General features: G+C 58.9%; 23 protein-coding genes and 2 pseudogenes. 11 read left to right on the top strand and 14 right to left on the bottom strand.

What is annotated here, in order from left to right:
- Window positions 1–188: 188 nt before the first annotated feature.
- Window positions 189–1,529 carry an SCP2 sterol-binding domain-containing protein gene (locus tag V1277_RS05885; protein ID WP_334415390.1) on the bottom strand — a complete coding sequence of 447 codons (1,341 nt, stop codon included), beginning with the start codon at window positions 1,527–1,529 and terminating at the stop codon, window positions 189–191.
- A gap of 236 nt (window positions 1,530–1,765) precedes the next feature.
- On the opposite strand from V1277_RS05885, the gene V1277_RS05890 reads away from it, so the two are divergent.
- The gene (locus V1277_RS05890; RefSeq protein ID WP_334415391.1) at window positions 1,766–2,224 is read left to right on the top strand and encodes a (2Fe-2S)-binding protein; all 459 of its coding nucleotides are present in this window, start codon (window positions 1,766–1,768) and stop codon (window positions 2,222–2,224) included.
- A gap of 1 nt (window position 2,225) precedes the next feature.
- Window positions 2,226–4,475, top strand: a complete 2,250-nt coding sequence (locus V1277_RS05895) for a xanthine dehydrogenase family protein molybdopterin-binding subunit (protein WP_334415392.1) — start codon at window positions 2,226–2,228, stop codon at window positions 4,473–4,475.
- A 144-nt stretch (window positions 4,476–4,619) separates the two neighbouring features.
- Here the strand turns inward: V1277_RS05895 and V1277_RS05900 are convergent, their stop codons facing one another.
- The 4 genes and pseudogenes from V1277_RS05900 to V1277_RS05915 all read right to left on the bottom strand — a co-directional run bounded on the left by V1277_RS05900 (window position 4,620) and on the right by V1277_RS05915 (window position 10,087).
- Window positions 4,620–5,234, bottom strand: coding sequence for a TetR/AcrR family transcriptional regulator (locus V1277_RS05900; RefSeq protein WP_334415393.1), 615 nt, complete (start codon window positions 5,232–5,234; stop codon window positions 4,620–4,622).
- A gap of 15 nt (window positions 5,235–5,249) precedes the next feature.
- Window positions 5,250–8,362, bottom strand: a pseudogene (locus tag V1277_RS05905) (efflux RND transporter permease subunit).
- 85 nt (window positions 8,363–8,447) lie between these two features.
- Window positions 8,448–8,936 carry a nuclear transport factor 2 family protein gene (locus V1277_RS05910; RefSeq protein WP_334415394.1) on the bottom strand — a complete coding sequence of 163 codons (489 nt, stop codon included), beginning with the start codon at window positions 8,934–8,936 and terminating at the stop codon, window positions 8,448–8,450.
- Between the two features lie 41 nt (window positions 8,937–8,977).
- The gene (locus V1277_RS05915; protein ID WP_334415395.1) at window positions 8,978–10,087 is read right to left on the bottom strand and encodes an efflux RND transporter periplasmic adaptor subunit; all 1,110 of its coding nucleotides are present in this window, start codon (window positions 10,085–10,087) and stop codon (window positions 8,978–8,980) included.
- Between the two features lie 215 nt (window positions 10,088–10,302).
- On the opposite strand from V1277_RS05915, the gene V1277_RS05920 reads away from it, so the two are divergent.
- From V1277_RS05920 to V1277_RS05945, 6 genes and pseudogenes are all read left to right on the top strand, one after another.
- Window positions 10,303–10,881 (top strand): TetR/AcrR family transcriptional regulator, encoded by a 579-nt coding sequence (locus tag V1277_RS05920; RefSeq protein ID WP_334415396.1) that lies wholly within the window; start codon window positions 10,303–10,305, stop codon window positions 10,879–10,881.
- Between the two features lie 35 nt (window positions 10,882–10,916).
- Window positions 10,917–11,768 carry an alpha/beta fold hydrolase gene (locus V1277_RS05925; protein WP_334415397.1) on the top strand — a complete coding sequence of 284 codons (852 nt, stop codon included), beginning with the start codon at window positions 10,917–10,919 and terminating at the stop codon, window positions 11,766–11,768.
- Window positions 11,769–11,799: 31 nt separating this feature from the next.
- A complete protein-coding gene (locus V1277_RS05930) occupies window positions 11,800–12,000 on the top strand; it encodes a hypothetical protein (RefSeq protein ID WP_334415398.1) in 201 nt (66 codons plus the stop codon).
- A gap of 175 nt (window positions 12,001–12,175) precedes the next feature.
- Window positions 12,176–12,367, top strand: a complete 192-nt coding sequence (locus V1277_RS05935; protein ID WP_334415399.1) for a hypothetical protein — start codon at window positions 12,176–12,178, stop codon at window positions 12,365–12,367.
- Window positions 12,364–12,573 (top strand): annotated as a pseudogene (locus V1277_RS05940) (hypothetical protein). Before V1277_RS05935 ends, V1277_RS05940 begins: the two are co-directional and overlap by 4 nt.
- 181 nt (window positions 12,574–12,754) lie before the next feature.
- Window positions 12,755–13,915: an iron-containing alcohol dehydrogenase gene (locus V1277_RS05945; RefSeq protein ID WP_334415400.1), complete on the top strand. Its 1,161-nt coding sequence runs from the start codon at window positions 12,755–12,757 to the stop codon at window positions 13,913–13,915.
- Window positions 13,916–14,116: 201 nt separating this feature from the next.
- Here V1277_RS05945 and V1277_RS05950 read toward each other — a convergent pair whose 3' ends face one another.
- The 5 genes from V1277_RS05950 to V1277_RS05970 form a co-directional block, all read right to left on the bottom strand.
- Complete coding sequence (locus V1277_RS05950) at window positions 14,117–14,590, bottom strand: alpha-hydroxy-acid oxidizing protein (protein ID WP_334415401.1); 474 nt, start codon at window positions 14,588–14,590, stop codon at window positions 14,117–14,119.
- A complete protein-coding gene (locus V1277_RS05955) occupies window positions 14,484–15,281 on the bottom strand; it encodes an alpha-hydroxy-acid oxidizing protein (RefSeq protein ID WP_334415402.1) in 798 nt (265 codons plus the stop codon). The genes V1277_RS05950 and V1277_RS05955 overlap by 107 nt, the downstream gene beginning before the upstream one ends.
- Before the next feature lie 237 nt (window positions 15,282–15,518).
- Window positions 15,519–16,448 (bottom strand): 2-dehydropantoate 2-reductase, encoded by a 930-nt coding sequence (panE, locus tag V1277_RS05960; RefSeq protein ID WP_334415403.1) that lies wholly within the window; start codon window positions 16,446–16,448, stop codon window positions 15,519–15,521.
- 58 nt (window positions 16,449–16,506) lie between these two features.
- Complete coding sequence (locus V1277_RS05965) at window positions 16,507–17,298, bottom strand: class II aldolase/adducin family protein (protein WP_334415404.1); 792 nt, start codon at window positions 17,296–17,298, stop codon at window positions 16,507–16,509.
- A gap of 33 nt (window positions 17,299–17,331) precedes the next feature.
- A complete protein-coding gene (locus V1277_RS05970; RefSeq protein WP_334415405.1) occupies window positions 17,332–18,153 on the bottom strand; it encodes a class II aldolase/adducin family protein in 822 nt (273 codons plus the stop codon).
- A gap of 154 nt (window positions 18,154–18,307) precedes the next feature.
- Here V1277_RS05970 and V1277_RS05975 point away from each other — a divergent pair, with 154 nt between their 5' ends.
- A complete protein-coding gene (locus V1277_RS05975; protein WP_334415406.1) occupies window positions 18,308–19,267 on the top strand; it encodes a LysR substrate-binding domain-containing protein in 960 nt (319 codons plus the stop codon).
- 72 nt (window positions 19,268–19,339) lie between these two features.
- Here V1277_RS05975 and V1277_RS05980 read toward each other — a convergent pair whose 3' ends face one another.
- The 3 genes from V1277_RS05980 to V1277_RS05990 form a co-directional block, all read right to left on the bottom strand.
- On the bottom strand, window positions 19,340–20,200 hold the full coding sequence (locus V1277_RS05980) for a 3-hydroxyacyl-CoA dehydrogenase family protein (RefSeq protein ID WP_334415407.1): 861 nt from the start codon (window positions 20,198–20,200) through the stop codon (window positions 19,340–19,342).
- A gap of 138 nt (window positions 20,201–20,338) precedes the next feature.
- Entirely contained in the window at window positions 20,339–21,127 is a 789-nt protein-coding gene (locus V1277_RS05985) for an enoyl-CoA hydratase/isomerase family protein (RefSeq protein WP_334415408.1), read from the bottom strand.
- Between the two features lie 35 nt (window positions 21,128–21,162).
- On the bottom strand, window positions 21,163–22,806 hold the full coding sequence (locus V1277_RS05990) for a long-chain-fatty-acid--CoA ligase (protein WP_334415409.1): 1,644 nt from the start codon (window positions 22,804–22,806) through the stop codon (window positions 21,163–21,165).
- Window positions 22,807–23,209: 403 nt separating this feature from the next.
- On the opposite strand from V1277_RS05990, the gene V1277_RS05995 reads away from it, so the two are divergent.
- Window positions 23,210–24,109: an alpha/beta fold hydrolase gene (locus tag V1277_RS05995; protein ID WP_334415410.1), complete on the top strand. Its 900-nt coding sequence runs from the start codon at window positions 23,210–23,212 to the stop codon at window positions 24,107–24,109.
- A gap of 98 nt (window positions 24,110–24,207) precedes the next feature.
- Complete coding sequence (locus V1277_RS06000; RefSeq protein ID WP_334415411.1) at window positions 24,208–25,191, top strand: NAD(P)H-binding protein; 984 nt, start codon at window positions 24,208–24,210, stop codon at window positions 25,189–25,191.
- A 12-nt stretch (window positions 25,192–25,203) separates the two neighbouring features.
- On the opposite strand, the gene V1277_RS06005 is transcribed toward V1277_RS06000, so the two are convergent.
- Window positions 25,204–25,638: a winged helix-turn-helix transcriptional regulator gene (locus V1277_RS06005; RefSeq protein WP_334415412.1), complete on the bottom strand. Its 435-nt coding sequence runs from the start codon at window positions 25,636–25,638 to the stop codon at window positions 25,204–25,206.
- Between the last annotated feature and the right edge of the window lie 258 nt (window positions 25,639–25,896).

Raw genomic sequence — 25,896 nt, forward strand, 5'->3', positions numbered from 1 at the left:
TCAAGGCAAAACGTTTGCCTCGGCGAGCATCTTGATTCGTAAAGCAGTGCGTTGATCATCCGTCCGCGGTGCTTTCAAAATAGCAGGATAGGATACACTGGCGACCGGGGGCGCTACCGCGCCAACGCTTAGACGCTCGGGCATCAGATCTGTACGGCTTTATGGCCGTCTGTCCACGCTCAGAACGATCAAGACGGAAAGCACCGGCCAAAGGCCTGCAGCAGCCGCGGTGAACCGCGGAAGCGAAGTCTCCTGCGCAGCAGCAGCCAAGGCAGCTTCACCTCTTTGCGGACAAAGCTCAGCCACGCGTCACTATCGGCTGTCATAGCGAAATCTGCCGCACCGTGGCGGCCATTGGTAACCTTTATCGTCTTGTTCCTGATCTCGACGGTCACTTCCGCGGTTTCGCGGCCGACGAATGTGAAATGAAACGTCGCATTAAGGCCGGCAGAACGTCCCCGCTGAAAGACCAATGTAAGAGATCTCAGAAAGGCGAAAATCGAACGTATGTTCGAGAGCCCGTTGCGGACGCGCTTGATCGGCTTGTGCGGGAAGCGGCGGGGCACGTAGGCTTCAGCGTCAGATCCGGCGACGACATAGACGGTCTCAGCCTTTTCGTTTAGCGGTCTGGCTATCTCTTCCATGTATTGCTTTCGGTCGGCAAGATACGGACCGATCACATCTTCGCCTGCCGGACACACCGCCATACAGTAAGCGGCTTTGTAATTCGCTCCGAAGGAAAGGCTTTGCCACATTGAGGCCGTTTCTGCCGGCGTGACTCTATCCCGATAGGCACGCGAACTCGGACTGTCGGCGATCGCATCTACCCAATCGGTGAAACCGCCTGTGAATTCGCGATAGTTGTGGGTGTAGCAGGCCGCGAAATCAAAATGCCCGTCCGGGGCGATCGCACCAGTGGGACAGGCGGAAACGCACAGCTTGCATTCCAGGCAAGGGCTGTAATCAAGCGGCCGCGAGTAAGCACTGACCTCCGCATCCAGCAAGACGGTCCCGAGAAGAACAAAGTTGCCGAACTTTGGATGGATGACGTTGCGATGAATGCCCATCCGACCAAGGCCGGCCGCTTCGGCAATCGGCTTGTGCGATACCAGCCATTGCTTGCCCGCGCCGAAACGGTCCATTTCCATGGGAAAGCCAACGGCAGCCGCATTGATCGCTCGAACGCCGATGGCTTCCAGCTTACTGACGATCTCTCGAACGACGTCGTCGGTCTTGTGAACAACGTGATGAAACTCGATGTTTGCGATGGACCGCATTGGAGTTCGGATGTTCTCGCGATTCATCCGGCACACAATGCTGATGATCGACTTCGTGCGGGGAAACACGCCGATGATATCTGCGCGGTGCGCGGCGATATCTTCGCGATCGACTTCGACGAAGCCTACGTCGTCCGCCCCAGCCTCCAAACACAATGACCGGAGCCGATCGGCGTCCAATGTGTGCGGCCGCGACGATTTTGTCTCAGCTCGATGCGCTACAACGGTTGGATGACTCGCTAAATCGACCACACACCAGCTCCCTCATCAGCAGGTCCAAATCGGCTCCGATCTCGCTCAAATCAAAATGTCTGAGCAAAACTTAGTCACTTGCAAAAAACTAGTCAAGTCTGGTAATAGACGAGGAACGACTCATAGGGAATGACCGCGCGTTGTCCGCGGGACCTCAACTCTGCCAATAGTGTTGGGAGCTCCTGAAGAGCAGACGGGCGCCAATCGTCGTTTTCTCAATCGCTGGAGCATTCGCAATGCAATTGACCGTCAATGGCAAGCGACACGACTTGGACATCGAACCGGAAATGCCGCTTCTTTGGGTACTTCGGGATGAACTCGGCATTACGGGACCGAAGTATGGCTGCGGCGCCGGGCTTTGCGGCGCATGCACCGTGCATGTCGACGGTGCCGCGGTTCGTTCATGCTCGATCAGTGCTGGCGAAGTTCGCGGCAGCGTCACGACGATCGAGGGTCTCGGAACGCCGGCAAACCCACACCTGGTTCAGCAGGCTTGGATCGAGCACCAAGTTGCGCAGTGCGGCTATTGTCAGTCCGGCCAAATGATGACTGCAGCAGCCTTCCTGTCGAACACCCCCGACCCGTCTGAGACCGATATTGCCGACGCCATGAGCGGAAATCTTTGCAGATGCGGAACTTATCCTCGCATCCACAGCGCCGTCAAAACTGCAGCCCAGATGATGAAGGGGAAATAGCGTGGCTCGGCTTGGAAAAATTGCACGACGCACGTTTCTGATCGGATCTGCTGCGATCGCCGGTGGCGTCGCGTTCGGCTATTACAACTTGCGCAAGGAACCTCTCAATCCGTTGCTCAAAGGCCTCCAGCCGGGTGAAGCCGCGATCACGCCCTACGTCCGCGTTGATGCGAAGGGCGTCACTCTTATTACTCCGCGAGCCGACAAAGGCCAGGGCGCCTATTCCATCCAAGCTCATCTGATTGCCGAAGAGCTCGATGTGGATCCGCATAAGGTTCGCGTCGACCCTGGTCCGCCGAGTTCGGCATACTACAACAGCCGGATCATGGACGACAGCCTGCCCTTTGCGACAATCGATGATGGTTTCCTGGCACGGGGTGCGCGCGGTGGCGGCGAAGTATTAAGCCGCCTGCTAGGCATGCAGATAACGGGCGGATCCTCCACCGTACCGGACGGTTTTCACAAACTCCGCATGGCGGGGGCCGTTGCGCGCGAGACTTTGAAGCAGGCGGCCGCCAAGAGATCGGGAGTGTCTCGATCGCTACTGAAAACTCAAGACGGCAAGGTCATCCTGCCCGATGGCAAGTCCGTTACTTACGCGGAACTAGCCGTCGAGGCCGCGCAGCTTGAGCCCATTACGGATGTCACGCTCCGATCGGAACGGGAGTGGCGTTACATCGGCAAGAGCATGCGCAGGATCGATATCGTTGCGAAGTCTACCGGTACACAGCAGTATGGGATTGATGTTCGTTTGGACCGGATGCTGTACGCAACCGTGCGTGCCAATCCCGGCATGGGAGGCACGATCAAACGATATGATGCCTCTACCGCGGAAAAGATGAGGGGCGTAAAGAAGATCGTCCCGGTCAAAGACGGCGTGGGCGTCATCGCCGACAACACGTGGAGAGCCTTTCAGGCCGCGGCCGCGATCAAGATCGAATGGAACGATCCTCCCTATCCGGCCAACTCGGCTGGAATGTGGAAGGTTTTGGAGAGTTCGTTCTCCAAGGAACTGCAGGACAGCCGATTTCGCAACGACGGAGACGTCGAGAAGGTATTGGCCGCCGCATCCAACCAGATTGAGGCGGAGTATCGAACGCCATATCTGGCTCACGCGCCGCTCGAGCCCATGAGTGCGGTCGTACTCTATACGAAGGAACGGCTCGACGTCTGGACCGGAACGCAAATCCCGCTATTCCTCCAGATGCACGCTGCTAAGCTGGCCCAACTGCCGGAAGACAAGGTTCATGTGCACGCTCAGCCGATTGGCGGCAGCTTTGGCGCACGACTCGACGACACCTATGCGCTGCAGGCCATCGAGCTCGCGATTGCGATGGAAGGCGTTCCGGTCAAAATGACTTGGAGCCGAGAAGAGAACATGGCGCACGACTATCCGCGCCCAATCCAGCTCTCGCGCGCAAAGGGAACGGTTCGCGATGGCAAGGTCGAGAGCATGAGCATCGATATCGCCGGCCAATCAATGGGGGCCTCCTGGTTTAACCGTCTGCAGGCGCCCGTTCCTCCCGGCCCCGATACTAGCAGTGTCAATGGTGTTTGGGACCAACCCTTCGCAATACCGAACTACCGGGTGACAGGTTACCGGGCGAAGGAAATGGTGCCCGTCAGCCCGTGGCGATCGGTTGGAGCCTCCGGCAATGGCTTCCATCATGCATCCTTCTTGGACGAATTGATCCATGCCGCGGGCGCGGACCCGATGGCAGAGCTTATTCGGCTATGCAATCATGACGCCTCGAAGGCTGTCCTGGAAACTCTGCGGGATATCTCCGGCTGGAAGGGACGCCGCATAGACGACAGGCGAGCTCGCGGGGTTGCCCTGACCTTATCATTTGGTGTGCCGATGGCAGAAGTCGTTGAAGTGAGCGATACGCCGCAAGGCATCAGGATCGACAGAGTATATGCCGTTTGCAACGTGGGCCGTGTTCTCGATCCGATCAATTTCGAGGCGCAGATCCAGGGAGGCATTATCTGGGGCTTGGGCCACGCTATGAATTGTGAGCTGACCTACGACAACTTCGCGCCGGTCCAGACCAATTATCATGAGTTCGAGGCAATGAGATTCCACCAAGCGCCGGAAATCATCGTCAAGGGATTGCAGCTTGGCAGTGAGGTGCGCGGAATTGGCGAACCTCCCGTTCCGCCAGCGGCGCCGGCGCTCGCGAACGCCATCTTTGCTCTCACCGGAAAGCGTGTGCGCGAACTGCCCCTAAACAAGAACGTCAAATTCGCGTGACAAATTGGTAGGAGAAAGCCTCTCGACTGTACTCACCGGGTCGCCGGAGGCAGTTACCAGCCTCCAACTCCCACAGAGCATAGCCTGCGGTTTCCGACGCAGTCGGCTTAGTTCGGAACCACAGACCTGAATACGCGGATTGGTTTAGCCGGACCTGCCGAGAGCCTTCAGGATGAAGCGGATCTGGTTGCGCAGGTCTGCTTCGGTATCTTCGCCGTGTCGAACGCAGTGCTCGATCAGAGTCGGATGGAAGAATGGCGTGAAGGCGGATTTGACCGCTCGCGCGGCTTCCGCGGCATCTTCGACCTCGAACTCGCCCGCTTCGATGCCCTCGCGTATGATCGCCTCGAAGATCGCCACCATCCGTTCGACGTGCGCCTTGATGATCGTCCAGTTCTCCTGCATGGCGGCGACAATCAGGTCGTGCATGTGCCTTTGCTTGACCAGCGTCATCTTGTTGTGGCGGTGAACGGCGGTCAGGAGTTGATCGAGCTTCTCCATGGCCGGCGCGTTCGTGTGTGCGATCGCAAAGGCGATGTCAGCAACCTCGTTCAAAACCCGCTCGCAGATCGACTCGTTGATCGCATCCCTGGAGGAAAAGAAGCGGTAGACATTCGCCGGGCTCATGCCGAGTTCGGAGGCGATGTCGGCCACCGACGTCTTATGGTAACCGATGCGGCGAAAGTGCTCCTCCGCCACCTCCAGAATGCGCGCGCGCGCCTCATCGGGATCAGTTCCCGTTCGGACCGGACGATTCATGGATCCAACAGAGCCCTACTCGGCAGCCATTGCTGTTTGCAATTCCGATTCCTTCGTCGAATCCTCATGGATCTCATCTGCAGTCGGCTTGACCCGAAACCACGCGGCGTAAAGCGCAGGAAGGAACAGCAGCATCAACACGGTGCCGACCGCGGTGCCGCCGATCAGCGTATAGGCCATCGATCCCCAGAAGACGGAATGCGTGAGAGGGATGAAGGCGAGCACGGCGGCAAGTGCGGTCAGGATCACGGGCCTCGTGCGTTGCACGGTGGCCTCGATGACGGCGTGATAGTCGTCAAGGCCGGCAGCACGGTTCTCCTTGATTTGTTCGGTCAGGATCAGCGTGTTGCGCATCAGGATGCCGGCCAGTCCTATCAGGCCCAGAATGGCGTTGAATCCGAAGGGCTGGTTGAAGGCGAGCAATACGGGCACGACGCCGACGAGGCCAAGCGGTGCCGTCAGCATGACCATGGCCATCGTCGAGAAGGATCGCACCTGCAGCATGATGACGATCAACATGGCGGCGATCATGGCGGGAAAGACCGTCGCCAACGCGTCATTGGCCTTGGTTGCCTCCTCGATCGATCCGCCCAACTCGATGCGATAGCCGGCCGGAAGGGATGCGATCAGCGGCTGAAGGGCCGTCTTGATCTCCTTGGAGACCTCTGGAGGCTGGGTCGCCTCATTGATATCAGAGCGAATCGTGACGACCGGCGTGCGATCGCGGCGCTTCATAATCGGCTCTTCCAGACGGACTTGCGAATGGCCGATCTGGTCGAGCGGAATCGAGCGGCCGTCCCGGCTCATCAGGGAGAAATCCGCCAGACGCGCCGGATCCAGTCGCTCGCCGCCGGCGCTGCGTGCCACGATGGGGACATTGCGGATGTCCTCGCGGACCTGCGTAACGGGGATGCCAGTAAGAAGGAACTGGAGCTGCCGGCCCACCTCCGCCGGCGAGAGGCCGATGAGGTTCAGTCGATCCTGATCCGGGATGAAGCGGAGCACGGGTGTGCGATTGCCCCAATCGCGGTTCGCTTGTCGCACATCGGGAACGCCACGCATGATACCGAGCGCTTTTTCAGAGATGGCGTACAGTTGCGCCGGATCAGGGCCCATGATCCGAAACTCGACCGGGAACGGCGTGTAGGGTCCGAACACAAGCTGCGTGACGCGCACATTGGCTTCAGGTGCAAGCCCCTCTGACACCGCCTGTCGGAGCCGGTGCTTCAAAGCCTCGCGCGCCTCCGCGTCCGGTGTAAGCACGACGATCTTGGCGAAGGCCGGATCAGGCAGCTCCGGCGCCATCGCGAAGAAGAAGCGGGGAGCGCCCTGGCCGACATAGCTCGTGACGATCTTGGCCTCCGACTGGTGGTTCAGCCAGTGTTCGAGCTTCTCGACTGTGGCGGTCGTGGTCTCAATGCTGGTGCCTTCCGGCAGACGAACCTCCACCAGCACTTCGGGGCGGTCGGACGTCGGGAAGAACTGCTGCTTGACGGCGCCCATGCCGACGACGGAAAGCGCGAAAGCGATGGCGACGATGCCGCTGGTTACGAACTTGTGGCGCACGGCGAAGGTGATGAGCCCTCGCAGGCGCCGATAGTTCGGTGTGCCGTAAATCGCGTGGTGACCGCCTTCGACCGGCTTGATCGCAGGCAGCATCTTGACGCCAAGGTAAGGCGTAAAGATCACCGCGACGATCCAGGAGACGATAAGGGCGAACCCCACGACCCAGAAGATGTTGCCGGCGTATTCGCCGGCCGTCGAGCGCGCGAAGCCCACCGGCAGGAACCCGGCGACCGTCACGAGTGTGCCCGACAACATTGGCGCGGCCGGGTGTGGCTCCACGCGTAGGCCGCCGCCTTGATGCGGTCCATGCCCTCTTCCATTTTCACCACCATCACCTCGATGGCAATGATGGCGTCGTCCACGAGCAGACCAAGCGCCAGGATGAGGGCGCCGAGCGTGATGCGGTCGAAGAACCGGCCGGTTTCCAGCATGATGAGGAACACAACGGCAAGCGTCAGAGGGACCGCGGCCGCCACGACGATGCCGACGCGCCAGCCGAGGCTGAGCAGGCTCACCAGCAGCACCACGCCGAGCGCCATCGCAAATTTCATCATGAATTCGTCAACCGCCGAGGTGATGTTGACGGCCTGGTCGCTGACCTTGGCCAGACTCATCCCGAGTGGCAGCGTCCGAGCGATAGCGGCGGACCTCTCCTCCAGCGCCTTGCCGAGCGCGAGGCCATCCCAGCCCTCTTGCATAACCGCCGCCAGCATGACGGAGGGCTCACCCTGGTGTCGAATGAGGTAGGTGGGAGGATCCTCGTAGCCGCGGCGGACTTCGGCGATGTCGGAGAGTTTCAGCGTCCGCCCCGCAGCGACGATCGGCGTATCGGCGATCGCCTGGACGCTGTCATAAGCGCCGTCGACCCGGATGAAGACCTGCGGCCCCTTGGTGTCGATCGAGCCTGCCGGTGTGACGGTGTTCTGCCGCTGCAAGGCGGCAACGATATCCTGGGCCGACACGCCGAGGGTTGCCAGTTTGGCATAGGAGAACTCGATGAAGATCTGTTCGGGACGTTCACCGAGGATGTTGATCTTCTTGACGCCGGGCACGTGCAGAAGGTCCTGGCGAATGGTCTCGGCTTGCCTGGCCAGCTCCCGCATCGGCATGCCCTTCGCTTTGAGGGCATAGAGGGCGAAGCTCACGTCCGAATATTCGTCGTTGACGAACGGGCCGAGCACACCAGACGGCAACTTGCGCGCTTCATCCCCAAGCTTCTTGCGGGCCTGGTAGAACTCCTCCTGCACGCTAGATGGCGGTGTGCTGTCCTTCAGCGTAACCGTCATGTACGCATAACCTGGCCGTGTGGTCGTCTCCACCCGATCGTACCAGGTCAACTCCTGAATCCGCTTCTCCAACGGCTCGGCGACCTGGTCCTGCATCTCGCGCGCCGTCGCGCCCGGCCATACCGTCGTGACCGTCAGGGTCTTGATGGTGAACGAGGGATCCTCCGCCCGGCCGAGCATGATGAAGGCGTAGGCGCCTGCGGCCGCCATCAGGATGATGAAGAACAGGGTGACGGCCCGTTCGCGAACCGCGATCGCGGAAAGATTGAAATTCATCATTTGACCACTCCTGTTTCCTCGACGTTCGTCCTGACGCTCGCGCCGTCCTGCAGCAGGTGGGCGCCGAGTGAACCGCGCTTGTCTAAAAAGCGCGGCCTCTGACTGCGCTTCTGCTACTTACAATTGGTTCGGCGACAGCTTCTTTAAGGCCTGCTGCCGCTTGGGCGGCAAGCCCACGGGCCGCCTCCTGGGAATCCTGAAATTCCTCGAGTGCAAAGACTCTACCCCACCGCAGGGTGAACACGTGGAGACCACGGTTGACGTACGACGCGTCGCCGTTGAGCAGCGTTGCGGTGGCGTCCCACTCGGCAAACACGGTGGTGTGCCACGGCCAGCCCTTCACCCAGATGTTGTTGACCGTGATGTGAAGAGTGGGCTGGACGCGGCCGAGACGCTCAAACCAGCGGCGCAGGGCTTCTTTGTCGTGGCGCTCACCAGCAAGCGCATGGGCGCCGGAAACGCGGTGATGAACGTTCGGCGCGACCGCATTCACCGCGTCATCCCAGCGATGGTTATTGACGTGGTCGAAGGTCTTTCGGATTTCTTTCTTGACAATGTAGCTGTATAGCATTTGCCGTCCTCCGACGGTGATCGCGGAAAGATTGAAGCTCGTTAGTTTCCGTTGTTTTCAGATGCAGTCCTGACGCGAGCGCCCTCCTGGAGAAGGTGAGCGCCGAGGGCAACAACCGCATCACCGGAGCTCAGTCCGGAGATCACAGCGGTTTCGCTGCTCACCCGAACAAGCTTGACCGGCTGAAAGCGAACGGTTGAGGTGGCGCTATCCAAAACCCACACACCGGTCTTCCGGCCGTCATCGAGCACGGCTCCCAGCGGCACCTGAACTTCCGGCTGACTCGCATGGCTTGCGAGCCGAATGGTTACCGTCGCGCCAAGCGGTGCCGCCGCGGCCTCACCGTCGAGCACATAACGGGCCTCATAGGTGCGGGTCTGAGCATCGGCGGAATCTGACAACTGCCGCAGATGCGCCGTATAGCGCCGCCCATCGGCGCCATAGATGCTGGCCTCAGCCTCGGAGCCAATCGCTGGCCGGATCGTTTCGGGAAGCGCGACCACCGCTTCGCGGGGGCCGGCCTTGGCGATCCGAACGACTGTCTGGCCGGCAGAAACGACCTGCCCGGGCTCGCCAAGCGTTTCGACCACCGTTCCGTCCGCATCCGCAACCAGGACCGAGTAGGTCGCCTCATTCTCGGCGACCCGCGCATCAGCTTCGGCGGTGGCGAGTTGCGCCTCGGCCGTGTCCAACGCGGCCTTCGCTTGCTCGTAGCGCTGTCGGGAAGCCCATCCGTTGCTCACCAGCTTGGCGTATCGCTGTTCATCCGCGTCGGTCTGAACGACAGATGCACGCGCCGCCGCAACGGCGTTGCGCTTCGCCGTGACCGCAAGGCGAAGGTCGGTTTCGTCGATCCGCATCAGCGGCTCACCGGCTTTGACCTGCTGACCGGTGTTCACCAGCCGTTCCACGATCTTGCCGGCGACGCGAAACCCGAGGTTGCTCTGCACCCTCGCCCCGATGATGCCCGTGAAGCCGCGTTCGGATCCATTCACCCGCGCTGCCGTCGTCAGTCTGACCATCGGCGGTTCCTGCCGCGGGTCACGCGCCGCGGAAGCTTCTTGGGCGAGAATAGCAAGAGTAGCGAAGACGGCCGCTCCGGACGCCGCGATCAGGACACCTGCCAGGACCAAAAGTCTGCTCTTTCTCATTGCCATCTCCAAACCACTTAGATTTCATTCGAACTCTATAATCACATTAGAGTTCGATCGCAATCTAAATTGCGAGCGCTAACGAAAACGTGATCCCGCGAAATAGGCTACTTCGACCCCGGGGGCCTCAGATTCCGCCATGCCCCACTTGATAGATTGCGTTCGACCTCTATCTAAGTTATAGAGTTCGACCAAAATCCAAATGGAGGTCCAAGATGCGAGTGAGTCGCATTCAGGCCGCGGAAAACCGCGAAACTGTAATCAATGTGGCGAGTCGCCTCTTCAGGGAGCGCGGCTTTGATGGCATCGGGCTCAAGGATCTGATGAAGGCGGCCGGCCTAACCCAAGGTGCCTTCTACAAGCAGTTCGCCTCAAAAGAGGGTCTGGCGGTAGAGGCGTCCAAGCGCGCATTGGAGAGTGCTTCCGGCCGATGGTCGGACGCGGCCGCGGCAAATCCTGATGATCCACTTGGCGCGGTGATCGCGTTTTACCTCAGTGGTGACCATCGCGAAGAAAAGATGGACGGCTGCCCGATCGTGGCGCTCGGCTCAGATGCCGCCAGACAGGGACCCGACGTGAAGGCGGCATTCGAAGCGGGAATCAAGGCGCATCTCGAAGTGCTCGGCCACTTCATTGCCGAGACCGACGGCGACGAGCCCAGTGGCAAGGCCATGGCCATTCTCATGACGATGGTCGGTGCGGTGACGCTATCGCGCGTCGTCAACGATCCGGATTTGGCTCGGGCGATTCTGGATGCAGCAGTCAACCAGGTCCGAGAAGCCGCCGCCGCTTGAAAGATCGCATCCCTCAAAGCACGGGAGAAATCGAAATGCTTAGCGTGACAAAAGGCAAACCAAGTTTGCTCGAAATATCGGATACGCTTAGCCTGCGTTTTCAAGAGATCGGCAGCGGGCCTCCGCTGCTCCTCATACATACGATCCGGACACAGCTCGAATATTTCCGCAGTCTGGCGCCCCTCCTCGCCAGATCGCACACGGTGTACGCCATTGACCTCCCAGGCCACGGACACTCACCAATAGATCCAAGCGCGAGCTTTGACGAACCCTACTTCAGGCAGGCCGTCATTCGCTTCATCGAGGAGCTAAACCTCTCGGCCGTCACGGTTGTTGGCGAGTCGATCGGCGGGACATTGGCCCTCACGGTGGCGGCGGCGCTTCCGCAGCGGGTGAAGCGGGTCTATGCGATCAACCCCTACGACTACGAGACCCGCTACGGGGACGGTATTCGACGCGGCAACTGGTTCGCGAATCTTATCATCGGAAGCCTGCAGATCCCGGTACTCGGCGCGATGAATGCGTCGCTCGAAAACAAGATGGTTCTCGGCAAGATCATGGGCGGCGGATATCACGACCCGCGCAAACTGCCGGCCGATTTGCTAGCCGAGTTCGATGAAGTAGCCCACCGCCCGGGATACAAGCGGATCGCACGCAAGGTGCTGGCAGGCTGGCGATCCTGGAGCAAAGCCCGCGATTACTATCGGCAGATCTCGGCGCCTGTGACCCTCATTTATGGCGATAGCGATTGGTCTCGGCCAAATGAACGCGAACGCACACGGTCGCTGATTCCTGCCTCGCAGATGGTGACGCTGAAAAATACCGGCCACTTCTCGGCTGTCGAGAATCCGTCGGAGCTGGCCCGCGTGATATTGGCAACAGAATGATCGCAGTGATCAACCACGGGAGCACGCAACTATGTTCAAGCGCTTTTGGAAGGGCTTGAATTACTGGGCTGAGGTCCTAGGCATGGACGATCCGCGCGGCGAGTACATGTTTAGGCTGGAAGAGCGTGTTGCGAAGCTCGAGCGCGAAGGTCTTCAGATCCAGTCCCGAACAACGCCGGTTGGCTCGCCGGATGACCGCGTCCATCAACTGCAAAGTCATCTTCAACAGTGAACGCCGCTAATCCCTCGAAGACGACTAGTCACGAGTTATTTATCTCTTCGTTACCACCTGCAGAGCTTCAAAGTTCGTGCAGAGATCCTAGATCGAGATTGAATGATGGTGATCATATCGTGGCGAAGCGGTTCGCTAACTGCGGATACGGGCACTTAGGTTTTTTGGAGCAAATATGGGCGAAGTCATTCGATTTGTGTCAAAGTCTGAGCGTGAGCGAGATCGTCTCATTCGAGAGGCGCGTGCGATTTATGACAGCATCTTTCCGCCAGCCGATCCAGTCAGCGAGATTCGGAATAACGCACCAGTGAGTCATACGGTCAGCGGCGCCAATACCTATCGTAGCGATAAGTTTCTCCTGTCTTGATCAAGATCATTGCCGTACTTCGCGGCATCTCCTCTCCGGCAAAATGCCACGAGCAGATCGTCACCACTTCGGACTTCGCCGACCTCTCGATGTAGTCCTGCCTGATTGGTGCTCCCAAGCTCGCCGAATGGATGAAGCAGCATCCCGCCGAGCACCTGCTGACGTGGCGCCGTGCGATTGGCAAACAGGATGGCAGGGGAGCTTAGGGTCAAAAGCAGTTTTCTTGGCGCGCGGCGGTTATTCGCTTCCGGTCACCGCTTTACCCGCGAGTGACGTCTAATGCGTTTTACAAAGCCGGCGTGAGATCGCATCGCTCCGCCCCTCTGTTGCATGCCGTGCCTATTGATAATATAGTCACTTGCTTTTTTTAGGACGGGAGGACAAAAAATGCGGAAGACTGGTGTACACAACTTTCCAGCAATTGATCGTGTCATCTATGGCAAAGCTGCGTCTGAAGCTCTCAACGAAGAGGCAGAGCGGCTGAACGCAAAGCGCGTCTTCCTGATCGTCAGTCGAACCTTGAACACAAAGACCGATGAGATCGAGAAGATCCGTCGAGCGCTGGGCAACAAGCACGCGGCGACCTTTGACGGAATTGCGCAGCATACGACGCGCAAGCAAGCTGCCGAGGTTGCCCTTCAAGCTAAAAACGCAAGAGCTGATCTGATCGTGGCTGTCGGTGGGGGTTCTGCGATCGATCTGGCAAAAATAGTTATCATGGCGATGGAACATGACATCCGCGATGAAGCGGGTTTCGATCCATTCCCCATGGGCCCGGGCATAAACGTCTCTCCGTTCCGTTCGCCCGCAGTCCGCCAGATCGCGATCCCATCGACGCTGAATGGTGGCGAATACAATGCCGCAGCGCTCGTCACCGATGAGCGTCACAAGTTGAAGCAGATATTCTTCCACCCCCAGATGTCGCCGGTGGCGATTATTCTCGACCCTGCCCTCACCCTTCATACGCCTTCGAGCCTTTGGATGGGATCGGGAACGCGCTCGATGGATCACGGTATCGAAGCGTTGTGCTCGCCCGCCGGCACCCCGCTAGCCGACGAGGTCGTCTTGGCCGGCATCCGCATCCTGCGTGAGGGAATGCTCCGGACCTTGCAGCAACCTGATGATCTGGAGGCGCGGCGACTATCTCAACATGGCTCTTGGCTTGCGTCCTTCGGTCTTCAGGCACGCGTCCCGATGGGAGCAAGTCACGGCATTGGCCATGTGCTTGGAGGGACTTTCGACGTTCCTCACTACTATTGCACACCTGTTATCATGCCGAGCCTGCTTCGATACAATAAGCCATTCACCGAGGATGCGCAGAAGCGTTTAGCGGCGGCTCTTGGCGGGCCGGGCATGGAGGCCGCAGACGCCTTTGCGGAATTCACCAGAAGCCTTGGATTACCTGGCCGCCTTGCTGATGTCGGCATCGGCGAAGACAAGTTTGGCAAGATCAGCAAGATTGCAATCAATCATCGCTTCGTACAGGCCAATCCGCGGCCTTTCAAAAACGAATCTGATATCGTCGATCTGCTGCGAATGGCCGCTTAGCCTCAGCGAAACAGCGAATTGCGAGCCTCGCGCGATGGGGCAAACGGGTCTGGCGTGCGGGAAGGATTTCGAATTCTTCCGCGCGTCGTCCACGGCCGCACTGAAGGCGTCGGATTCAATGCGCAGCATCGGGCAAATCGGCCGCTAATTTCGCGCAAGTCTCTTGGTTCGTCGCAAGTGGTCTCGAGACAGCCGGTTTGTTCAACCAACCGCCATCAGCGAGGATGGATGAAGATCGGCGAGACTGGGATACCCATCGACGGCCATCAGCAAGTCCGCCTCAGCCAGAATGCATCGCAGTACGTGAACGATGCCCTCTACGCCGTCCAGTGCGAGTCCATAAGCATACGGCCGGCCGATGCCGACAGCCGTCGCGCCGAGTGCCAAAGCCTTGATGACGTCCGTCCCTGATCGTATCCCTGAGTCGAACAAAACGGGCGTGTTGCCTGAGGCTTTGACAACGCCAGGCAGCAGGTCGACCGCAGCAATGCCGCCGTTTGCCTGACGGCCACCGTGATTTGAACAGTAGATGGCGTCGACGCCTGCATCGATCGCGCGCCGCGCGTCATCAGGATGGCAAATGCCTTTGAGAACGAGCGGAAGCTTGGTCAGCGAGCGCAACCAGGGAAGATCGTCCCAGGTCAAAGGATTTCCGAAAATCTTCGCCCATTGCATGATCGCCGCTTGAAAATCTTCCTCGGGTGGCTTTTGCAGCCTGCTGCGAAATACCGGATCCGAGAAATAGTTGTAGAGAACATGCCCCATGCAGCTGAGGAAAATTGGCCAGGTTAAGATCCCGTGGCCGCCATCCGGTGACCCATGTATCCAGAGTCACCACGATCGCCTTAAATCCCGCTGCCTCGGCCCGGCGGATAAGGCTCTCGGCCACTTCCCGATCGTTGGGAGTGTAGAGCTGGAAGAAGCCCGGCGTTTCGCCAAATTCGGCAGCCACCTGCTCAAGCGGATCGTTGCTGAAGGTTGAAGCCATCATCGGGACGCCGATCTTTTGCGCAGCCTTTGCCGTCGCGATGTCGCCGCGGAAATCCTGCGCGCATAATCCGATGACGCCGATAGGGCTCATGAAGAGCGGGGTTGGAAACCGCATCCCGAAAAGGCTGATCGACATATCCCGCTTGGCGGCGCCGACAAACATGCGCGGGATCAAACCCCACCGTTCAAATGCAGACACATTGATATTCTGCGTATGCTCGTTGCCGCAGCCGCCGGCCACGTAAGACACAAGACTCGGCGACATCGCAGCGTGCGCCCGCGCTTCCAATTCGCGGAACTCTACCGGAAGTTTCGGCAGTCTTCCGCTGAGGCCGCCAACATAGATTTCTGTCTGGTAGTCGCCGTAGTGGCCCAATGTGTCCTCCCGTAGTCCTATCCACTGTGATTGCCGGGCGGCGCCAGCGCAGCCTATCGCCGTCCGGTCCTTGGCGCAGCGTCTCCCGTTTTCAGCATTCACGCCGCAGGCGGCCAAATGAAGAGGCCCGTGCTCCCAACCGCCGCCGTCTTGGCGGCTGAAGGCCGGCTTTGATCCGCCCTCGGGTCCGAGACGATGGCGAGAACGCACGAGCTTGATCCGGGCCTTGCTCCGTTCCTACTTGCCGGCTTCTCTGGCCCGACGCGCCTCATAAGACTTCACATGCGCATAGGCCGCATTGAGAAGGACAGGAACTTGTCCTGCTTTCGCCCGAGCCAACAGGTCGCCCAGAACATGGTCGCCTTCCGTCGGTGATCCCTTCTCGATATCGCGTGCCATGGAAGCCATTAGCGGAGAGCCTGGCGTTGTAAGAATGGAACGCACGCGTTCTATGTAGGCTGGACGCGGTTCAAATCCGCATTTGGCCGCGATTTCACAGCACTCGTCAAGCAAGCTCATCACCACGCCGGATGCGCCAGCGGCGACGATGTCCCCGATCGACGCGCGCATCAGACAGGTCGAGCCGGCGGTGGTGGCGATCATCACCCATTTTTCCCACATGTTCTGCATGATGTTGTCGCTGGCCTCGGCAATAAAATTGGCACCTGACAATGCAGCGATGATCTCATCGCGGCGCTTCGATCGCGCCTCGTTTTGCTCGCCAAACCCCAGCGTATGCAAATCGACGAGATGGAGAATCTCACCATTTGCAGACATCGTGGCCGAGATGGCGCATTGACCGCCAAACACCCTCGCCTCCCCGAAGCGAGCGTTCAGTGCCTCGATATGACGCAGGCCATTCAAAAAGGGAATGATGACCGTATTGTCTCCCACCGCGGGGGCGAACGATTGAATGGCACCGTCGAGATCATAGGCCTTGCAGCTCAACAATATCAGATCATAGTGGCCTTTCAGCCGTTCGGATGTCACGCTCGGCGGTGATGGCAGATTGAGATTGCCGGCTGGGCTCCTGATGACAAGCCCATTCGTCCTGAGCGCTTCTGCACGGGCCGGCCGCACCAGGAACGTGACATCACGTCCTGCAGCCAGAAGCCGAGCGCCAAAATATCCGCCCAACGCTCCGGCGCCGATTACCAGTATCCGCAAGATTCATCTCCTTCTCGCCGCTCAATTGCGAGACGTCCGCTGCAGCCAACAAGCCAGCTTAATCCCTGTAGCGCGATCCCTTTGCATCAAGTGCGCGACGATATGCTTCGAATGAATCTTGCCCAAAGGAGGTTTTTTCGTCAAAGCCCTTTGCAACCTCGCTCTGCATCTGACGCGTCGTCCGGCGCAGAACCTCTTCCGACAAGGGCCGCCAGCTCTTGCCGAACGTTGCCGCCGCAAGTTGCACTTCGCACGCGCGTTGCAGGATCGTCATGCGGAACAGTGCCTCCGCGGCAGTCCTCCCGCATGTCAGAAGACCATGATGTCTCAGGATCATGTAGTTCTTGTTGCCGAGCGATTTTACGAGGCGCTCGCGCTCACCAAGGTCCGTCGAAATGCCCTCGAAGTCGTGATACGCGATTTGCTCATAAAGCATCGCGCCGTAGAAGCTATGATGCGACAGCCCCTCGTCCGTGCAAGCGACAGCCACACCGGCCGTGGTGTGCGTGTGAGCGATGAAATGGGCATCATCGCGCGCGGTATGAACCGAAGAATGGATCGTGAAGCCCGGCGCGTTGACGCGTCCCGGAACGTCTACAACCTTGTTCCCATCAAGATCAATCTTGATGAGATTGGAGGCCGTAACTTCGTTGTACGCCAGCCCAAACGAATTGATCAGAAAGTGCCTATCAGGACCCGGTACCCGCGCCGTGATATGATTGTAGATGTGCTCGCACCAGCCTAGATCAAAGAAGACGTGGTACAGCGCGGCGAGATCCTCCCGGACCAGCCGTTCTTCGGTCGCCTTTACATGGCGGCTGACGTGGCCGGGTGCGGCTTGGATGTTCATGCGTTTCCCCCAGAGCGGTTCTTGTTGGCCCCGTCAGTTGAGCAGATCCGGCTGTTCCTTAACGATCTTCGAATAGAGAGTCTGGAATTGAAACCAGCCTGTCCTCGGCGTACCGAGAATGTTGAATGCCTGCTGCACGGACTTTTCGGGAATAATCTTGAGAGGTTGCCCCGTTCGTGCAGCCGCCGCCTCAGCAAGCAACTGGACCTGGCACGAGCGTTCCATCGTGATGAACCACCAGACAGCTTCATCCACGGTCTGCCCGACCGTCAGAAGTCCATGGTTCTGCAGAACAGCCGCCTTGTGAGGCCCCAGCGCCCGGGCGATTTGCTGACCTTCATCCAGGTCAACGGCGACCCCGCCGTAGTCCTCGTAAAGCGCGTGATCATTGTAAAAGGCGCAGACGTCTTGCGTGATCGGATCCAACTTTCGGCCCAGTGTCGCGAAGGCTCGACCGTATGTGGAGTGCGAATGCGCCGCACCGACGGTATCCGGACGCGCAGCATGAACGCTCGCATGAATCGCAAAAGCGGCAGCGTTGACGGGATGGTTGCCTTCGACGACCTGACCCTTGTGGTTGACCCGGATAAGATCTGACGCCTTGATCTGGCCAAAGCTCATGCCAAAGCCATTCACCCAGAACGTGTCGGTGAACTCTGGATCGCGCGCCGTGATGTGACCAGCGACGCCTTCATCGAATCCGAACTTGGCGAACAACCGAAAGCCGGCTGCGAGGCGTTCTTTGCGATGCTGTCGTTCTTCGGCCAGGGTTGAAAACACCGGCGGTTGAGGCAGCCCCTGCGTCATCGTCTCCACCGCATGCGCCTGCTGAGTCTGTCTTGCGGAGGCGTTCATGGCATTCTCCCTCTTCCTCTTGCATGTTTCGCGATGCGAAATTGTACGGCAACCGACCTCCGCTGGCTTTTCCCACTTGCCAGCCCTACAATTCGGCTCCATCGATCTGTTCAGGAAGCTGACGGATGGCGATCCAAAGCACAATTGAATTCGGTTGCTGATTGTTGAAGCAGGCTCAAGCCAGAACATGTCCAGCCCGGTTCTTCCACCTCTCACGAGTCTGCGCGCCTTCGAAGCGATCGCGAGATTTGGCAGCGTCAAACTTGCCGCCGAGAGCCTCAATCTAACGCCCTCCGCTGTCAGTCATCAGATTCGGGCCCTAGAGGCGCACTTCGGTGTACAACTGGTGGAGCGCAAGGGACGCAACATCGCTCTCACCGAAAGCGGTGCAGTCTACGCCGCCTCCGTGCTGAACGCGTTCAACGAATTGTTTTGCGCAAGCGACATATTGGGTATCCGGAAGCACGATCGTGTTGTACGCGTCAGCGTGACTCCGACGTTTGCAATGCTGGCCGCGTTGCCCAACCTGGAACGCTTCCGCAAGGCGTCGTCCAACCTCGACCTCAGACTGGAAGCACGCAACACGACAGTCGACTTCGCAAAGGATGATATCGATGCGGCGGTGCAACTGGGAACGCCGCCCGTGCCCGGCCTGATATTCCATCGGCTTCTTCGCTCCCGAGCGGCGCCCTGCGCCGCGCCGAACCTGCTTGAGAGATTTGGGCCCATCAGCACGGTCAAGGACCTCTCTAAGTTGCCCCTGATCGAGTTCAGCACTGTGCCAAATAGCTGGCGTGCATGGCTTCAGGCAAACGACCCTGATCTCCCGTCGATCGAACCGGAACTAGTCGGCGACAGCCTGCTTACAGCACTTCAAATGGCCCGGTCCGGCATGGGAGTTATTCTTGCACCGTTTCCCTTGGTTTCGCCGATGATTACCAGCGGGGCTCTCAAGGTCCTTACGCTCTGGCCGTCCTTCAAGATGGACTCGCGAGATTTCTATTTTACCTATCGAAAAGTGCATGAAACATCGGGCAGGATCAAGGCTGTGCACCAGTGGCTGAAAGTTATAGCCAGGGACCTCGAAGCAGAGTCTGCAATGTTGGGGATCTGAGCCTCGGGTGCCTATGCTTGGCTGCTCATGTCCCGTATCTCAAAACCCTCAAAGTGGCCGATAGATGTCGCATCACGAGTAGTCATAAAATCCTCGACCGCTTTTTACGCCAAGGCAGCCCTCGGCGATCATCTTCTTCAGCAAAATCCGCGGCTCTTCAGGCAGGCCGAGCCGGTGCTGGGCATAGTTCTCTTCGATGCTCAGCACCACGTCCAGGCCCACCGCGTCCATGAGGCGGAACGGACCGCGCTGTGAACCGGTCGCCTGGCTGTAGATAGCATCCACTACCTCCGCCGACGCGACACCCTCGGCTACCACGGCCAGTGTCTCGCGTTTGATGGCGGCCCAGATGCGGTTGAAGATGAAACCCATGCTCTCGCGCTGCACAACGTAGGGCGTCAAGCCATAGCCGGGCAGGACGTCGACCAGTAGCTGAATCACAGCCGGGTCGGTCTGACCGCACGACATCAACTCAATCGGCGTGATGCCCGGCGGCATCAGGAAGTGCATGTTCAACAGGCGCGTCGGGTTCTTCACACTGTCGGCAAAGGCGCTCGAGGAATAGGATGAGGAGTTGCTGGCCAGGATGGCGTCGGGCTCAGAGAGCGCATCGATCTGCTTGAAGATGTCCTTCTTCAGTTCAAGATTTTCAGGCACTGACTCCACGACGAGCCACGCATTCTTTAGCGCGGCAGTCATGTCGTCGACCCCCATGATGGTGCCTGCCTTGCTGCCTGGAAGCGTAGCGAGCACGGCAGGTAATTGCTCTCTTGCAAAGGCGACGCCCGCATCGCGCATCGCGGCGCTACGGGCATACAGGCGCACTTCAGCGCCGCGCGTCGCCAGCATCAGCGCGATGCGGCGGCCAAGCGTGCCGGCGCCCAGAACGGCGATGGGGCGGGTGGCGATGTCATTAGGGAGTTTGAACGTCATGGCGGCGCCTCGCGACTTTGGACCAGCGTTCCTTCCAAGCATCTCTGCTCTCTCGGTCGTACGGAGTCTATCGGTCGGACCCATAGCACGTAGCGACGATGGTGGCGTTGACTTATTGCGGCCGCCGTCTCTCGACCATCACGATCCCCGGAAGGTCACTTTGCCGCGGAAATTCTTGGCTCCGTATTCCACCACAGACCGCACCCCAGCTTTGAAGTCTTCGCTGTCGAACAGGTAAGGCCCAATGTCCAGGAGCAGTTCGTCGGCCCCTCTAGTACCGTAGTCGAGAAATCCGCGCAGCAAACGCTCATTCGCCGCATACGCTTTTGTTGGACCGTCCGCAAACCTTTGCGTCCACGCCAACGCTTCGGTGTATAGCGATGCCCGCGGTACGACGCGATTGACGATATTCCACCGCTCGAAGACGGCGGCATCGTAGCGTTCACCTGTCAGACAAATCTCTCGAGCCCGCGCCGGTCCGCATCGCTCGGCGAGCAGGTAGATTCCGCCCAAATACGTTGCGGCTCCGATATCACGCTCTACCTGAGCAAACTTTGCATCTTCAGATGCAATTATTACGTCACAACGCAACGCCAGTTCGAGCGATGCCGCGAAGCAAAATCCTTGAACCGCGCACACTATCGGTACGTCCAACTGCTCCAGTCGCAGGGCTATCGGAATGGCTCTGCTCAGCATTTTTCGGGCACCCCTACTATCCACTCCCGAAAAGGTGCTCTTGACGTTCACTCCCGGCCCGAAGTGGTCCCCCGTCGCGTGTAGAAGTACCGCTCGAACGCCCGAGCTGTCCACTTCATCGAGCGCCTTGCCGAGCTCCAGCAGCAGGTCGTCATCGACGAGATTGATCGGAGGATTGTCCAGCGTTAGGATACCAACGTTACGCAGCTTTTCGAATTTAACGGATGTCACAGTAAGAGCTCCCTCGCTCTAGCCAGGATGATTGGTCATTTAACGGTTGCTGGACGAACCGATGCGCTGGGCAGCAGGTGGTTCCTGTAACGCTCACGAAGCTCGGACTTCCTGATCTTTCCCGTCGCCGTGTGGGGGATTGAATCCATGACGACGTCATCGGGCATCCACCACTTCGCGATCCTGCCTTCAAGAAATGAAAGGATATCCGCCTTGGTCGCCTCCATGTTCGGATTGAGCTGAACGATGAGAAGCGGCCTTTCGCCCCATTTCGGGTGTGAAACCGCGATCGCCGCTGCCTCCTGTACGGAAGGATGAGCGATAGCGGCATTTTCGACATCGATGGATGATATCCATTCGCCGCCCGACTTGATAACGTCCTTGGATCGATCCGTGATACGCATGTAGGCGTGCTCGTCGATCGTCGCGACGTCGCCGGTATCGAAATAGCCCTCCTTGTCCAGGATCTCGTCATTCAGCCCGTAGTAGGCCTTGGCAACGCTTGGACCACGCACCTTTAGCCTGCCGTACGCCTTTCCGTCGTGGGGAAGCTTCTCGCCGGACTCATCGGTGATCTTCATTTCAACGAGGAAAGGTGAAAAACCTTGGCTGGAAAGCTGGGCAATTTTCTCCGCGCCGGTCAAATCTGCGAACGGCGGCTTCAGGCTTCCGATCGAACCGACAGGTCCCATCTCTGTCATGCCCCACCCTTGCCGTGCACAGATGCCCATCCGCTCAAAGGCTTCAATCATCGCAGGCGGTGGCGCCGCGCCACCGATGGTCAAGTCCCGAAGCGCTGGCAAACGCAAGTTGTTCGCTTCCATATACTGCTGAAGCATGAGCCAGACGGTCGGCACACCGGCCGTAAACGTTACTTTTTCGTCCCAGAGCAACTCGTATACGGACGCGCCATCGAGCTTCGCGCCAGGGAAAACAATCTTGCTCCCTACCATCGGGGCGTGAAACGCGAGCCCCCAGCTGTTGGCATGAAAGAGCGGCACAACCGGCAGGACCGTGTCGTTGCAGCTAAGGCCCAGAACGTCTGCCTGCGCGGTCATCAGCGAATGGAGTACATTTGACCGATGCGAGTACAGGACACCCTTTGGATTCCCCGTCGTGCCTGACGTGTAGCATAGCCCGGCGGCGGTGTTTTCGTCGAAGAGTTTCCAGGCGAAGTCGCCGTCTACGCTATCGATCCAGTCTTCGTACGCGATCGCGCCGCGCAAGGAAGTGCCGGGCATGTTATTGCGATCCGTCAAGATGACGAAGCGCTCGATGACTTCGAGTTGCGGCGCAAGCTTCTCGAGAAGTGGCACGAAGGTGATATCAGCGAAGAGAACTCTGTCACGTGCATGATTGATGATCCATGCGATTTGCTCGGGAAACAAGCGAGGGTTTATGGTGTGGCAGACGGCACCGATACCCATGATTCCGTACCAGATCTCAAGGTGTCGCCAAGTGTTCCACGCCAGGGTCGCGACCCGATCGCCAAGCACAATGCCGTCGCGATCCAATCGCTGGGCGACTTTCAGCGCGCGCCTTCTGATCTGGCCATAGTTGGTCCGATGGATCGGCCCTTCGACAGACCGAGTCACCACCTCACGGTCTGGATGACAAGTCGCGGCATGATCAATGATTCGCTGACACAGCAACGGCCACTCTTGCATTAAGCCCAACACGGGATCCTCCGAAGGTTGCTGACGCGTCCATTCATCTTTGTATTGGACGTGACCGGCGCGATTGGATGCGATTGCACCACGAGACTATCGTGCCGCAAAATACAACGTTGAAGAACGGTTATTCAGCGGTGGATTCAGGGACCGAATCCACCCATCGCAATTAACTCCCCGCTTGGTGTCAGAACTCGTAGCGTATTCCATCGGACGAAGCTTGTTCGCAACTGCGCCGCGAACGATATGGACCCTCGTTTGCTTGCCTAGAACGAAGACGGCGTGCACAGCTATCGCCAGCTCGGTGCCGCCCTTATTCATGATTGAATTGGCAAATCCGGCATCGCCGTCTTTTCCTCCTGTGTTGAATGATTATCATCATCCAAGTAGTGATAACGAGGATCGTGTAAACATGCCCGACAGCCCCGCGCCGCCTTCCCTGGACCATATCCGCAAGCGGACGGTCCGCGCCAACGGGCTCGATTTCCCGATCCTTGAAGCGGGGAGCGGCCCCCTCGTGCTATGCTTGCACGGCTTTCCGGATCATGCACAGAGCTGGGTTCACTTCCTGGATCGTCTCGCGCAGGAAGGATATTGGGCCGTCGCGCCAGCGCTGCGAGGATATTGGGTCGGTGGCGCCGCACCCGACGGATCCTACCGCGCCTTGGCGACCGGGCAGGACGTATTAGCACTCATTGAAGCTCTGGGGGCCGAGCAGGCTGATCTCATCGGCCATGACTTCGGAGCGCGCGCAGTCTACGCCGCGGCAAGCCTCGATGCGGCCCGCGTCCGCAAGCTTGTCGGGTTGGCAGTCCCCTATGGAAAGGGACTGACGACAGCATTCGTCGCCGATGGCGATCAACAGCGGCGAAGCTGGTATATGTTCTTCTTCCAGACTCGCCTGGCGGAAACGGCTGTTCAGCTCAACGACTTTGCATTCCTCGACCGGCTCTGGCGAGAATGGTCGCCGGGGTACGTGCTGCCGCCTGCGGACCGTTCCGCGCTCAACGAGACGTTTGGCCAACCCGGAGTCCTGACCCAGACCCTGGCCTATTACCGGCAGTTGTTCACGCCGCCGTCTGATCCGGCAGCCCTGGCCCTTGAAGCCCGCGCGAGCGGTCCAATTGCTGTCCCGTCGCTCTATCTGCATGGGGAGGACGACGGCTGCATGTCCGCGCAGCTTAGCGAAAGCATGGAGGCGGCGTTCACGAAGGGATTCGAGCGCGTCGTGATGCCTGGCGTCGGTCATTTCCTGCATCTTGAACAACCCGATGCAGTGTTGAGCCACGTCTTGCGCTTCCTGAAATGCTGAGCGGGCTCTGAGAGCGAACGGTCGCCCCTACCTCGATGGCGCGAACCGGCTTCGCTTCAACGAATACCCACCCACGCCCAGCCGAAAAGGACATTTCGATGTCGAAACGGAATCCCATTTTGATCACTGGAGCTGGCGGCGAAGTCGGCTCCGTAAGCAAGACGATGATCAACATGCTACTGGAGCAGCGATATCCGGTGCGTGCCTTCGTGAGGCGAGACGACGAGCGGGCGGAGGCGCTTCGACAGATCGGAGCTGAAGTATTCGTCGGAGATCTACTCAACGTCGCCGATGTCGCCGCCGCCCTGAAGGGTTGCCGCCGGATCTACTTCAGCATGAGTTTGAACCCGTACTATACCGACGCGAGCATCCTGATGGCCGCCGCTGCGCGCGCGCAAGAGGACATTGAGGTCTTCGTGAACATTTCGGAGTTCGAGCAGTCCTACATGACGTTCGATAAAATGACCGGTGCCTACGAGGCGCGTCTCGAATGGCTCGGGGGACTGGTCGCCGAATGGTCACCGCAACAGAGAGCCCATTGGGCATCGGAGCAGGCGCTAAAGTGGTCCGGCCTGCCGGTCGTCAATATCCGGGCGACCATGTTCGTCGAGAATCCTATCCTTTCTTGGTTTCCGCTAAGGCAGTTGCTTGGTGCGAGCGAACTCCACCTACCTTTTGGCATGCAAAAGATCGCGCCAATCGCCGCTTATGATGTTGCCGAGGTTTGCACGAAGGTCCTGATCGATCCTTCGGCGCATATATCGATGTCGTATGAGCTCACCGGACCGGAGTTGAAGGACATGCATGGGTTTGCAGAGGATTACGGCGCCGCGCTGGGACGACGTATCTCATATGTACCGCAGGACCTGGATGCCTGGATCGAGACGTACATCAATAGTGCCATCGCGTCTCGCAGTCCGCATATTGCAGGCCACCTGGGAACCATCACCCGCCTGGTCGCAGGCGGACGTTATGATGTTGTCAACGATAAGCTTGAAAGGTTACTCGGGCGTGCTCCCAAGGTCGTCCGATGGGCCCTCGAACAATCTCCGCGTATTCGCAAAGCTCTGGAGGCCGCATGATCATGCGACAGTTCAGGAAACGGCTTTGGCACCGGATTTTGCCCGCTGAACCGGCCGGCGGGCGATAGCGTCGGCTGCTTGTTGCAGGTGCCGGAAAGCCTCGTCGTGCCGGAGGCCGCGATTCAACCTGCCGCCGAGGTGCCGGATGCCCCATCGGCCAAGAGCCAGAACGATAACGCCGAGCTCACGGCCAGGGTCGGTAAGGGTATAGGCGGCTCGCGGGGGATGGTCGCTGTAGAATTCGCGACGTACAAGGCCGTGTGCCTCAAGTGTTTTTAGACGATCAGAAAGGACATTGGGCGCCATGCCGGGCAGACGTTCTTGAAGGTCCTGAAATCGCATGGTGCCTGGGAGAAGGTCACGGACAATCAGCAACGTCCAGCGCGCGCCCACAATATCGAGCGTTCGCGCTACAGGACAAGACGCATCAAGACTGTTCTTTGCCATTCCGAGCTCAATCTACCTTGCCGCAACACCGGCTCACTGCCTTGCCGATATATAGTCAATATAATTTGAATTGGAACTCCCCTCGCCCGGATCTTGGAATACCAAATTTCTGATCGGATTGCGCCGGAGTTCATTCTGATTTGGCACTTGGGCCGAAAACACCGGCGGGAAGGACAGCAGTCCCGCGGTCATCTGATTGGATTGACGTTTGAGGCTATCGTGAGGGTGCCGACAGAGGCATCCCAACAGGAAATTGCT

This window comes from Bradyrhizobium sp. AZCC 1588, from assembly GCF_036924735.1.
GTDB lineage: Bacteria > Pseudomonadota > Alphaproteobacteria > Rhizobiales > Xanthobacteraceae > Bradyrhizobium.

Coding starts and splice junctions, on each gene's coding strand:
- V1277_RS05995 (WP_334415410.1), top strand. CDS start 23,210: ATGCCCGACAGCCCCGCGCCGCCTTCCCTGGACCATATCCGCAAGCGG.
- V1277_RS05935 (WP_334415399.1), top strand. CDS start 12,176: ATGGGCGAAGTCATTCGATTTGTGTCAAAGTCTGAGCGTGAGCGAGAT.
- V1277_RS05925 (WP_334415397.1), top strand. CDS start 10,917: ATGCTTAGCGTGACAAAAGGCAAACCAAGTTTGCTCGAAATATCGGAT.
- V1277_RS05970 (WP_334415405.1), bottom strand. CDS start 18,153: ATGAACGCCTCCGCAAGACAGACTCAGCAGGCGCATGCGGTGGAGACG.
- V1277_RS05930 (WP_334415398.1), top strand. CDS start 11,800: ATGTTCAAGCGCTTTTGGAAGGGCTTGAATTACTGGGCTGAGGTCCTA.
- V1277_RS05915 (WP_334415395.1), bottom strand. CDS start 10,087: ATGAGAAAGAGCAGACTTTTGGTCCTGGCAGGTGTCCTGATCGCGGCG.
- V1277_RS05900 (WP_334415393.1), bottom strand. CDS start 5,234: ATGAATCGTCCGGTCCGAACGGGAACTGATCCCGATGAGGCGCGCGCG.
- V1277_RS06005 (WP_334415412.1), bottom strand. CDS start 25,638: ATGGCAAAGAACAGTCTTGATGCGTCTTGTCCTGTAGCGCGAACGCTC.
- V1277_RS05910 (WP_334415394.1), bottom strand. CDS start 8,936: ATGCTATACAGCTACATTGTCAAGAAAGAAATCCGAAAGACCTTCGAC.
- V1277_RS05965 (WP_334415404.1), bottom strand. CDS start 17,298: ATGAACATCCAAGCCGCACCCGGCCACGTCAGCCGCCATGTAAAGGCG.
- V1277_RS05980 (WP_334415407.1), bottom strand. CDS start 20,200: ATGACGTTCAAACTCCCTAATGACATCGCCACCCGCCCCATCGCCGTT.
- V1277_RS05890 (WP_334415391.1), top strand. CDS start 1,766: ATGCAATTGACCGTCAATGGCAAGCGACACGACTTGGACATCGAACCG.
- V1277_RS06000 (WP_334415411.1), top strand. CDS start 24,208: ATGTCGAAACGGAATCCCATTTTGATCACTGGAGCTGGCGGCGAAGTC.
- V1277_RS05945 (WP_334415400.1), top strand. CDS start 12,755: ATGCGGAAGACTGGTGTACACAACTTTCCAGCAATTGATCGTGTCATC.
- V1277_RS05950 (WP_334415401.1), bottom strand. CDS start 14,590: ATGCAATGGGCGAAGATTTTCGGAAATCCTTTGACCTGGGACGATCTT.
- V1277_RS05920 (WP_334415396.1), top strand. CDS start 10,303: ATGCGAGTGAGTCGCATTCAGGCCGCGGAAAACCGCGAAACTGTAATC.